At 30.8% G+C, this 10,991-nt stretch carries 10 protein-coding genes and 1 tRNA gene; 5 read left to right on the forward strand and 6 right to left on the reverse strand.

Annotation, left to right across the window (positions count from 1 at the left end; all coding sequences use genetic code 11):
• Nucleotides 1-114 precede the first annotated feature (114 nt).
• Nucleotides 115-199: transfer RNA gene (locus tag JEY78_RS14540), tRNA-Leu, on the reverse strand.
• A 123-nt stretch (nucleotides 200-322) separates the two neighbouring features.
• Here JEY78_RS14540 and JEY78_RS14545 point away from each other — a divergent pair.
• Nucleotides 323-1,711 (forward strand): dipeptidase, encoded by a 1,389-nt coding sequence (locus tag JEY78_RS14545; protein WP_291852970.1) that lies wholly within the window; start codon nucleotides 323-325, stop codon nucleotides 1,709-1,711.
• 54 nt (nucleotides 1,712-1,765) lie between these two features.
• Here the strand turns inward: JEY78_RS14545 and JEY78_RS14550 are convergent, their stop codons facing one another.
• A complete protein-coding gene (locus JEY78_RS14550; protein WP_291852973.1) occupies nucleotides 1,766-2,776 on the reverse strand; it encodes an effector binding domain-containing protein in 1,011 nt (336 codons plus the stop codon).
• A gap of 89 nt (nucleotides 2,777-2,865) precedes the next feature.
• On the opposite strand from JEY78_RS14550, the gene JEY78_RS14555 reads away from it, so the two are divergent.
• The gene (locus tag JEY78_RS14555; RefSeq protein ID WP_291852976.1) at nucleotides 2,866-4,884 is read left to right on the forward strand and encodes a dihydrofolate reductase; all 2,019 of its coding nucleotides are present in this window, start codon (nucleotides 2,866-2,868) and stop codon (nucleotides 4,882-4,884) included.
• Between the two features lie 56 nt (nucleotides 4,885-4,940).
• On the opposite strand, the gene JEY78_RS14560 is transcribed toward JEY78_RS14555, so the two are convergent.
• On the reverse strand, nucleotides 4,941-5,126 hold the full coding sequence (locus JEY78_RS14560; protein ID WP_090225447.1) for a hypothetical protein: 186 nt from the start codon (nucleotides 5,124-5,126) through the stop codon (nucleotides 4,941-4,943).
• A gap of 42 nt (nucleotides 5,127-5,168) precedes the next feature.
• On the opposite strand from JEY78_RS14560, the gene JEY78_RS14565 reads away from it, so the two are divergent.
• Together JEY78_RS14565 and JEY78_RS14570 are read left to right on the forward strand one after the other, a co-directional pair.
• Nucleotides 5,169-5,885: an SDR family NAD(P)-dependent oxidoreductase gene (locus JEY78_RS14565; protein ID WP_291852982.1), complete on the forward strand. Its 717-nt coding sequence runs from the start codon at nucleotides 5,169-5,171 to the stop codon at nucleotides 5,883-5,885.
• Nucleotides 5,886-5,919: 34 nt separating this feature from the next.
• The gene (locus tag JEY78_RS14570) at nucleotides 5,920-6,309 is read left to right on the forward strand and encodes a nucleoside triphosphate pyrophosphohydrolase family protein (RefSeq protein WP_291852985.1); all 390 of its coding nucleotides are present in this window, start codon (nucleotides 5,920-5,922) and stop codon (nucleotides 6,307-6,309) included.
• 3 nt (nucleotides 6,310-6,312) lie between these two features.
• Here JEY78_RS14570 and nadB read toward each other — a convergent pair whose 3' ends face one another.
• The 3 genes from nadB to JEY78_RS14585 all read right to left on the reverse strand — a co-directional run bounded on the left by nadB (nucleotide 6,313) and on the right by JEY78_RS14585 (nucleotide 10,079).
• Entirely contained in the window at nucleotides 6,313-7,899 is a 1,587-nt protein-coding gene (gene nadB / locus JEY78_RS14575; protein WP_291852990.1) for an L-aspartate oxidase, read from the reverse strand.
• Nucleotides 7,900-7,908: 9 nt separating this feature from the next.
• Nucleotides 7,909-8,904: a quinolinate synthase NadA gene (nadA, locus tag JEY78_RS14580; protein ID WP_291852993.1), complete on the reverse strand. Its 996-nt coding sequence runs from the start codon at nucleotides 8,902-8,904 to the stop codon at nucleotides 7,909-7,911.
• Nucleotides 8,905-9,026: 122 nt separating this feature from the next.
• The gene (locus tag JEY78_RS14585; RefSeq protein ID WP_291852996.1) at nucleotides 9,027-10,079 is read right to left on the reverse strand and encodes a branched-chain amino acid aminotransferase; all 1,053 of its coding nucleotides are present in this window, start codon (nucleotides 10,077-10,079) and stop codon (nucleotides 9,027-9,029) included.
• A 243-nt stretch (nucleotides 10,080-10,322) separates the two neighbouring features.
• Between JEY78_RS14585 and mnmD the strand changes: the two genes are divergently transcribed.
• Nucleotides 10,323-10,985, forward strand: coding sequence for a tRNA (5-methylaminomethyl-2-thiouridine)(34)-methyltransferase MnmD (mnmD, locus tag JEY78_RS14590; RefSeq protein ID WP_291852999.1), 663 nt, complete (start codon nucleotides 10,323-10,325; stop codon nucleotides 10,983-10,985).
• The last annotated feature ends 6 nt before the right edge of the window (nucleotides 10,986-10,991 follow it).

Here is a 10,991-nt window from a genome sequence, read left to right on the forward strand (position 1 = left end):
CGCTTCTTAAGCGGTTTCTCTGAATAATACATAATAAGTTGATTTTGTGTCAACTTATTTTAGGACGGGACATTTTTCTCATAAAAAAAGCCTCTCAAAACTGAGAGGCTTTTTTGGTGCGGGCGGGGAGACTCGAACTCCCACACCTTGCGGCACCAGATCCTAAGTCTGGCGTGTCTACCAATTCCACCACGCCCGCGTGGTAATTGTGGGTGCAAATATACACAATACTTACAAATTGCAAAGGAGATATTAAATATTTTTTTTATCAATTTTAATCCAAAAAAAAATCCGTAATTTTGATTAAAATAAATACAATTTAATGGAAAATATTAAAGCATACGTTCAAAAAAATAAAGAAAGATTTATAAATGAACTTATTGAATTATTAAAAATACCTTCAATAAGTGCAGATTCAGCTTATAGCCAAGATGTTTTAAATACTGCTGATGCGGTTAAAGAAGCTCTAGAAAAAGCCGGTTGTAATACTGTAGAAATTTGTGAAACTCCAGGTTATCCAATAGTTTATGGAGAAAAAATAATAAACCCAAAACTTCCAACTGTACTAGTTTATGGGCATTATGATGTTCAACCTGCTGACCCAATTAACTTATGGACCTCTCCTCCTTTTGAGCCCGTAATAAAAGTAACAGATAAACATCCTGATGGGGCCATATTTGCTCGCGGAGCTTGTGATGATAAAGGACAAATGTACATGCATGTAAAAGCTTTAGAGTATATGACTACTAATAATGAGCTTCCTTGTAATGTAAAATTTATGATTGAAGGTGAAGAAGAAATTGGATCTTCAAGTTTAGCTTGGTTTGTTGAAAGAAATCAAGAAAAATTAGCTAATGATGTTATTTTAATTTCTGATACTGGAATGATTTCCAACACACAACCATCAATAACTACTGGATTGCGAGGTTTAAGTTATGTTGAAGTTGAAGTAACTGGTCCAAACAGAGATTTACATTCTGGCTTATATGGTGGTGCAGTTGCAAATCCAATCAATATTTTAACAAAAATGATTGCATCATTGCACGATGAAAACAATCACATCACCATACCTGGATTTTATGATAAAGTTCAAGAACTTTCAATAGAAGAAAGAGCTGAAATGGCAAAAGCCCCTTTTTCATTAGAAAATTACAAAAATGCTTTTGCTATTGAAGATGTTTATGGAGAAAAAGGATATACAACCAACGAACGTAATTCTATCCGTCCAACTTTAGACGTGAATGGGATTTGGGGTGGATATACTGGTGAAGGAGCTAAAACAGTAATAGCAAGTAAAGCCTATGCTAAAATCTCTATGCGATTGGTTCCAAACCAAGATTGGAAAGAAATCACCGAGTTATTTAAAAATCATTTTGAAAATATTGCACCTAAATCTGTAAAAGTAAAAGTTACACCTCATCATGGTGGACAAGGTTATGTTACTCCAATTGACAATATTGGTTATCAAGCTGCTAACAAAGCCTATACTGAAACTTTTGGTATTCCTGCAATTCCGCAAAGGTCTGGAGGAAGTATTCCTATTGTTGCACTATTTGAAAAAGAATTAAAAAGCAAAACTATATTAATGGGATTTGGTTTAGATAGTGATGCTATACATTCACCAAATGAACATTTTGGTATTTTTAATTACTTAAAAGGCATAGAAACAATACCTTTATTTTATAAATATTTTACCGAATTACATTCCTAAAAATAAAAAAGGGTTTCATTCTGTAATGAAACCCTTTTTTATTTAGGTACTATTCTAATTAATTGGAATATAAATTTCTGTCACCCATTTTGTTGGGTTTGATGTGTTTTCTGGTCCAACTTTGTAAATCTCAAAAGGCTCTCCATTTTCTATTGTAACAAAACCTGCATCTGCAATTGCTTTGTAAGCGGCAAGCCAAGCTTCTTCAGAATATTTGTAATCTCCAGTAAATTCAGTTTTAAAAGTTTTTACAGGTTCTAAAAAGCCTGTTAAAACATCCCCAGTGGTTATTATTCTTTCATTCACAGGAAAACAAGTTGAAAACATTGTTGTATTATTTTCTTGATCCCATTTATGATACAAAATAAAAGGTTTTCCATACTTTTCAATAGAATTTTCAATCATAAAACTTGAAACTGTAGAAAGCATATCTTTCATTTTGTTGTTAAACAAATCCGTTTTACACGAGGTAGTTTGATATAAATAAAAACCACCTCCATAATCTACCACACCTTTAAAATTAACCGTATGTTTATCCATTTCTTTAATTAAATACAAGTCTAATAATTCCAATCCTCTATTAAACATTGGCGTCATATTTTTTTCTATTCCACCTTTATAAAGCCAGTATATTTTTTCACTAAAACTATTTTTTCCACGCATTCCCCATGTAACTTCAGTAACGTTTTTAACAGCATTAAATTCCCAATAAACTTCAGGAGTACTTCCAGATCCAAAATCTATTTGTTGAATAATCTCTTTATTTGGTATGAATGAAATAGTTTTCATGGATCCAATACCTTCTTTTCCAGTCCAAGTGTAGGAAGCGCCAACTCCTGAAGTAATTTCAGGATACGATGCAACAATTGAGCTATCCATTTCTAACCAAGGTCCCCAATTTTTCCAATTTTTAAAATCATTAATTTCTTCAAAAACAACTTCAATTGGAGCTTTTATAATCCGAGTACTTTTTATGTTGTATTCAGCATTTAAAGTAGCCACATATATGGAGCCACCTATAATTAAAATCAACAGAAATAATAAAATATACTTAAACGCTCGCATAATAATTGTATTAGTTTTTTGCCTAGCTAAATTAATAAATAAATCAATGAAATTTTAGTAAATTTGGCATTCAATCAAATTTTAATAATATGAAAATTAAATATTTAGTGTTATCAATGCTCTTAGTGTCGGTTTTATTTTCTTGTAAAAAGGAAAAAGAAGCAATTGTAGAAGTGCCGTTTCAATATGAAGTGGAGCAATTTGCAGATATTAAAATACTTCGTTATCAAATTCCTGGTTTTGAAAACCTAACTTTAAATCAGAAAAAACTAGTGTATTATTTATCTCAAGCTGGTATGGCTGGTAGAGATATTATGTATGATCAAAATTACAGACATAATTTAAAAATAAGACGCGCATTAGAAAATATTTACCAAAATTATAAAGGTGATAAAACATCTGAAGACTGGAAAAATTTTGAAATTTATTTAAAGCGAATATGGTTTGCCAACGGAATTCATCATCATTATTCAAATGATAAATTTATTCCAGAATTTTCTAAGGAATATTTTGATAGCCTATTAAAAGAAACAACTACTGAACTTTCGGGAGAAGCATATGAAGTTATTTTTAATGATGCCGATGCTAAAAAAGTAAATTTAGATGAAAGTAAAGGATTGTTAGAAGGTTCTGTTATTAATTTTTATTCGCCAAATGTAACGGCTGCTGATGTTGATGCTTTTTATGCTAATAAAATTGATAAAAACAATGCAACTCCAATCGAATTTGGATTAAATTCTAAATTGGTAAAAAATGATGATGGAACTTTAGAAGAAAAAGTATGGAAAGTTGGTGGGATGTACAGTGCATCTATCGAAAAAATTGTGTTTTGGTTAGAAAAAGCTGTTGAAGTAGCAGAAAACGAAAAACAAGCCGAAGCTTTAAAATTACTAATTGCATATTACCAAACAGGCGATTTAAAAACTTGGGATGATTATAACATTGCCTGGGCTACAAGTACTGATGGAGATATTGATTATATAAACGGATTTATTGAAGTATACAACGATCCAAAAGCATACAGAGGATCTTACGAAACTGTTGTTCAAATTAAGGATTTTGATATGTCTAAAAAAATGGCCGTTTTATCAGAAAACGCACAATGGTTTGAAGATAATTCTACGCTTTTACCTGAACACAAAAAGAAAAATGTTGTTGGAGTTTCTTATAAAACTGTAAATGTAGCCTCTGAATCTGGAGATTCTTCACCTTCAACACCAATAGGTGTAAATTTACCAAATAGTAACTGGATTCGTCAACAACATGGTTCTAAATCTGTTTCATTAGGAAACATTATTGAAGCCTATAATCAAGCTGGCGGAACGGATAAATTAAAAGAATTTGCTTTTGATGAAGCTGAAATAAATGCTGAAATAGAGTTTGGTCAAACTGCAGATAAATTACACACATCTTTACATGAAGTTATTGGACACGCAAGCGGACAAATAAATGAAGGTATTGGACAGCCAAAAGAAACCTTAAAAAATTACGCTTCAACTTTAGAAGAAGCGCGTGCCGATTTAGTTGGTTTGTATTATTTACCTGATGCAAAATTAGTTGAAATGAAAATTTCGCCAAATGCAGAAGGAATTGGAAAAGCTGCTTACGATGGTTATATTAGAAATGGTTTATTAACACAATTAGTTCGTTTAAATTTAGGCGATGATATTGAAGAAGCTCATATGAGAAACAGACAATTAGTTGCTGCTTGGGCTTTTGAAAAAGGAAAAGCGGAAAACGTAATTGAGAAAGTTGTTAAAAATAATAAAACCTACTTTGTAATTAGAGATTACGCTAAATTAAGAGTTTTATTTGGCGATTTATTACGTGAAATTCAACGTATAAAATCTGAAGGAGATTTTGAAGCTGGTAAAGCGTTGGTTGAAACGTATGGAGTAAAAGTTGACCAAGCAATTCATAAAGAAGTTTTAGAAAGAAATGCTAAATTTAAATCTGCTCCTTACAGTGGTTTTGTAAACCCAGTTTTAACTCCAGTAACGGATGCTGATGGAAATATAACAGATATAAAAGTTGTGCAACCAACTAGTTTTGTTGAGCAAATGTTAGAATATGCTAAAAATTACACAACGTTGCCAAACGAAAATTAAAAAATAAAATTTATCAATTTTTAAATCCGTTTCAATTTTTTTGAAGCGGATTTTTTTTAGTGTAATGAAAAAGTTATTAAAGTAAAAATGGCGATAATTAAAAACATTGCAATAATAACTATAAAGCTATTTTTATAATATTTTTTATGAATTTTTATATCTTTTCTGTAACTCCAAATCATAGCAATTGTAAATGCAATTACAAATAAACCTGCAAAAATAAGTTGTCCTTTACTAAACATTTTAATTGTGTATATTTACCGTAAAAGTACAAATTTTTTGTTATGAAAAGGGCATTAATTATCGGAGCAACTTCTGGTATTGGAAAACAATTAGCTAAAATTTTAGTTGAAAAAGGCTATACCGTAATTATTACAGGAAGAAGATTAGCTTTATTAAAAGAAATTAAAAAAACAAATCCTGAAAAATATATAGTAAAAGAGCAGGATGTTACAAATCTTGAAAATAACATAGTGCTGTTTGAAACACTAAAAACCGAGTTTAAACATATAGATTTAATTGTTTACAGCTCTGGAACAGGTGAAGCCAATTACAATTTAAATTGGGAGCAAGAAAACAATGTAATTCAAACAAACGTGTTAGCTGCTGCTCAAATTTATGGATTAGCTTATAATTTTTTCAGAAAGCAAGGCTACGGACATTTGGTGGGTATTTCATCTATTGCATCTATAAGAGGAAACAGACATGCGCCATGTTATTTTGCTTCAAAAGCATTTCAGGCCAATTATTTAGAATCTTTATATATGAAAGGCAAAAGAAGTAAAGCTAAAATTATGGTCACCGATATTCAGCCAGGTTTTGTGGATACAGCAATGGCATTGGGCGAAACTTTCTGGATGGCTTCCGTTGATAAAGCTACTAATCAAATTTATGATGCAATTAAAAAGAAAAAAAGAAAAGCATATATAACTAAAAGATGGGCGTTAGTTGCTTGGGTTTTAAAATTTGTCCCAACATCGTTATTGTATAAGTTTTCTTAGAAAAAATAATCTACTGACAAAAAACATATTTTAAATGAAGAATAAAATAAAAGCTGTTCAAGAATTTCATGAAGCATTTGGTTTAGGAATTCAACAACAACCAATTGCAAATTTAGATGAAAAGAAACTTCAATTGCGATTCGATTTAATGGCCGAAGAAAATGAGGAGTATTTAGAAGCCGCTAAAAATAATGATATTGTTGAAGTGGCCGATGCTTTGGGTGATATGTTGTATATTTTATGTGGAACAATTTTAGAACACGGAATGCAACATAAAATTGAAGAAGTTTTTAATGAAATTCAGCGTAGCAACATGAGTAAATTAGGAGCAAACGGAAAACCTATTTACCGAGAAGATGGCAAAGTTATGAAAGGTCCAAACTACTTTAAACCTAACATTCTAGCTGTAATTTCTAAAAAATAGCTACTATAAATCTAAGTCAACATTATAAAACCCACCTTTATTTTCTTTTCTATTTTTTGAAAATTGGGTGATTAAATAGGCTGTAGTTATAAGGTTTCGTAATTCGCACAAATCAACTGAAAGCTCAGAATAATCATATAAACGTTTATTGTCTTCATATAATACACGCAATTTTCTTTCGGCCCTTAACAGTCGTTCATTTGAGCGAACAATTCCGACGTAATTACTCATTATAGTTTTTACTTCATTTCTATCATGCGTAATTAGTATTTTCTCCATATTTTTTGCAACACCACTATCATTCCAAACAGGAACTCTTGTTGGTTCTTTAATTTTAGGAAACCGTTTCATTAAATTTTCAGCAGCTCTATGCGAAAAAACAAGGCCTTCTAATAATGAGTTTGAAGCTAATCTATTTGCACCGTGAAGTCCAGATTTAGTTACTTCACCACAAGCATATAAGTTTTTAATAGAAGTTTTTCCCTTTTTATTTACATTTACTCCACCACAAATATAGTGCTGTGCAGGAGAAACAGGAATAAAATCTTTTCGAATATCAATTCCTAAACTTTTACATTTTTCAGTAATATTTGGAAAATGTTTTTTGAAGGATTTGTAATCAATATGTGTACAATCTAAGTAAACATTCGGTGTTCCACTTTTTTTAAGTTCACTATCAATAGCTCTTGCTACAATATCTCTTGAAGCTAATTCTTCACGAGAATCGTATTTATGCATAAACCGTTCGCCATAATAATCTCTTAAAATTGCACCTTCACCTCTTACTGCTTCAGATATTAAAAATGCAGGATATTCACCCGGATTATATAATGCTGTTGGATGAAATTGTATAAACTCAACATCAGAAATTTCGGCTTTAGCTCTATAAGCCATTGCAATACCATCGCCAGTCGCAATTACTGGATTTGTAGTTGTTACATATACTTGTCCATTACCTCCAGTAGCAAGCATGGTTACTTTTGCAGAAAATGTTTTTACAATATTTTTTTTCTCATCCAAAACATAAGCGCCAAAGCAGGTAATTTTCCCCCGTCTATTAGTTAACTTCTTATTAACCTGATGCTCTGTTATTAAATCGATTGCATAATGATAGGTTAAAAAATCGATGTTTTCAGTTTTATCAACTTGTTCAATTAAAGCTCTTTCAATTTCGGCACCTGTAATATCTTTGTGATGTAAAATTCTGTCTTGAGAATGTCCTCCTTCTCTTCCTAGAGAGTATTTTCCATCCTCAGTTTTGTCGAATTGTGTTCCCCAATCAATTAATTCTTGCAATCTTGCAGGCGCATCCTTAACAACCATTTTAACTACCTCTTCATCACAAACTCCATCACCAGCAATTAAAGTATCTTGTATGTGCTGTTCAAATGAATCGACCGTTTTATCCCATACTGTAGAAATTCCTCCTTGTGCATATTTGGTATTACATTCGTTTTTTTCATTTTTAGAAATGATAGTTACCTTTTCATTTTTAAATTTATTTGCAATTTTTAATGCAAAAGATAATCCTGCAATACCAGATCCAATTACTAAAAAATCTGTTTTATGTATTTTTTTTTCGGCGTTCATTTACTTTTCTTATTTAGAAAGTTCTAACATTCTTTCTATTGAAACTAGTGCTTTTTTGCTTAACTCTTCATCAACTTCCACAAAAGGAAGTTCGTGTTTTAAACATAAATATAATTTTTTCATTGTATTCATTTTCATATAAAAACACTCACTACAATTACAGCTATCATCTTCAACTGGAGCCGGAATTAATATTTTATCAGGAGATTCTTGTCTCATTTTGTGTAAAATACCAACTTCTGTAGCCACAATAAAAGTTTTAGCTGGACTAGTTTTTACGTAATTTAATAGTCCTGAAGTAGATCCAACATATTTGGCTACTTTTAATAGATGTGCTTCAGATTCAGGATGTGCAATTATTTCAGCTCCTGGATTTTCAGCATATAATTTCAAAATTTTATCAATTGAAAAAGCTTCATGAACCATACAAGCGCCATCCCAAAGTAACATTTCTCTTCCTGTTTTTTTAATGAGCCAAGCTCCTAAATTTCTGTCAGGAGCAAAAATAATTGGTTGATCTTTTGGGATAGAATTTATAATTTTTTCAGCATTAGATGATGTACAAACAATATCAGTTAATGCTTTAATTTCCGCAGAAGTATTCACATAAGAAACTACAATATGATTTGGATGTAATTTTTTAAAAGCCTCAAATTCAGAAGGCGGACAAGAGTCTGCTAATGAACAACCTGCCTTTAAATCTGGCAATAAAACCTTTTTAGTTGGGTTTAATATTTTAGCAGTTTCAGCCATAAAATGAACTCCTGCAAAAACAATAATATCTGCATTTGTTGTTGCAGCTTTTTGTGCTAATGCTAAACTATCTCCAACAAAATCTGCAATGTCTTGTATTGCATCTTCTTGATAATAGTGTGCTAAAATAACAGCATTTTTCTTTTTCCTGAGTTTTTTTATTTCCTTAACATAGTCTATGCTTTTTGGAATTTCAATATCTAAAAACCCTTTTTCTTGGATGTTTCTTTTAGCTTTTTCAAGTAGTGTCATAAGTTTTTTTATTTGATAAGGTCAAATAATATACCAAACAATCGGATTAATATCCGATTGTTTGGTATCTGCAATTTATAAAAAGTTATAGTTTTAGACAAACTATACTTTGCATATAGGTTTTATTGAATTTTATATCTCCAGCCAAATTTATCTTCAGCTAAGTTTCTTTGTATATCTGTAATACTTTTTTTAATAAAAGATGCGTAACTATTTTCTACTTTAGGAAGTTCAAATTTTTCGCCTTTATGAGCAAAACCTAAAATTGGACTTATTACGGCTGCCGTACCTGCTCCAAACATCTCTAAAAGTTCTCCTTTTTTTGCTGCTTCAACTATTTCTGCAACTTTTACAGGTCTTACTTCAACTTTAATTCCTTTATCTTCGGCAAATTGAATGATACTTTTGCGCGTTACTCCATCTAAAATTCGTTCACTAGTTGGCGCAGTTAGCAAAGTGTCATTCACTCTAAAAAACACATTCATAGTTCCTGCTTCTTCTAAAAGTTCGTGTGTTGAAGCATCTGTCCATAAAACTTGTTGATAGCCTTTTTGAGCAGCTAATTTAGCTGGATAAAAAGAAGCTGCATAATTTCCTGCTGCTTTTGCGTAACCAACACCTCCGTTTGCAGATCTACTATATTTGTCTGCTATTTCAACTCTTACTTCTCCGGCATAATATGCTTGAACTGGCGAGCAAATAATCATAAATTTATAGTTAGTTGAGGCTGATGCCGAAACACAATTTTCGGTTGCAATTACAAATGGACGAATGTATAACGAGTTTCCTTCCCCTTTTTGAACCCAATCTTTATCTAATTTTAATAATTCTGTTAATCCTTCAAAGAAATATTCTTTTGGAAAAGCTGGCATATCCAATCTTTCTGCAGATTTATTTATACGTTCTTGGTTTTGATCTGGTCTGAATAACCAAACGTCATTATTATCATCTTTGTAAGCCTTCATTCCTTCAAAAACAGCTTGTCCATAATGAAAAACTTTTGCAGAAGGGTCAAAAGCTATTGGTTGATATGGTCTAATTTTTGGTGTTTGCCAAGCTCCATTTTCATAATCACATTCAAACATATGGTCTGTAAATATTTGACCAAATTTTAAATTGTTAAAATCAACAGATGATATCTTTGATTTTGATATTTTTTCAATATGTAAAGCCATAATTCATATTATTTTAATTTAAGCAAAATTACTTAATTTTTTTTATTCATAATTTTGCTTTGTACAAAGGGTACTGCCTTATTTTTAATATATTTGGGTAAAAATATTCAATAAAATAATAACATTAAAATAAAATTACATTATTAGTTGGTTTTAATTCTCTTTTTTTGATTTTAATATAAAAATTTTATTTTTATATTTTATTAAAAACACTAATAATTAGTTAGTTATATACATATACTCTTGGAAAGAAAAGTAATAGTAACCGCCGATGGATCTTCTACAATTCATTTAAGTGAATGGGATGAAAATTACCATTCAAAACACGGAGCCATACAAGAAGCAAAACACGTATTTATTAAAAGTGGTTTGTCGCTTTTTTCAAATGCTAATATTTCAATTTTAGAAATAGGATTTGGAACTGGCTTAAACAGTTTTATTACATTTTTAGAAGCTAAAAAATTTAATTTAGAAGTTGATTACGTGGGTGTTGAAGCATATCCTGTTTCTGCAGATGAAATTAAATACTTAAATTATGTAGAACAATTAGAAGCAACTGATTTTGAAGCTGTTTTTGCAAAAATGCATCAACAAAAATGGGAATTAAAAACTGAAATTTCACCAGTTTTTTCACTCACCAAAAGGCAACAATTTTTTAATGATATTAATGATGAAAATATATTTAATTTAATTTATTTTGATGCTTTTGGAGCGAGAGTTCAGCCAGAATTATGGACTGAAGAAATTTTCTCAAAAATGTATAATGCTTTAAAAAAAGAAGGTGTTTTAGTAACATATAGTGCTAAAGGAAGTGTGAGACGAGCTTTACAAACTGTAGGGTTTTTAGTTGAAAAATTACCTGGCCCGCCTGGAAAAAGAGAAATGTTACGTGCAACAAAAAAATAATAACTA

This window comes from Lutibacter sp., assembly GCF_016342705.1.
GTDB lineage: Bacteria > Bacteroidota > Bacteroidia > Flavobacteriales > Flavobacteriaceae > Lutibacter.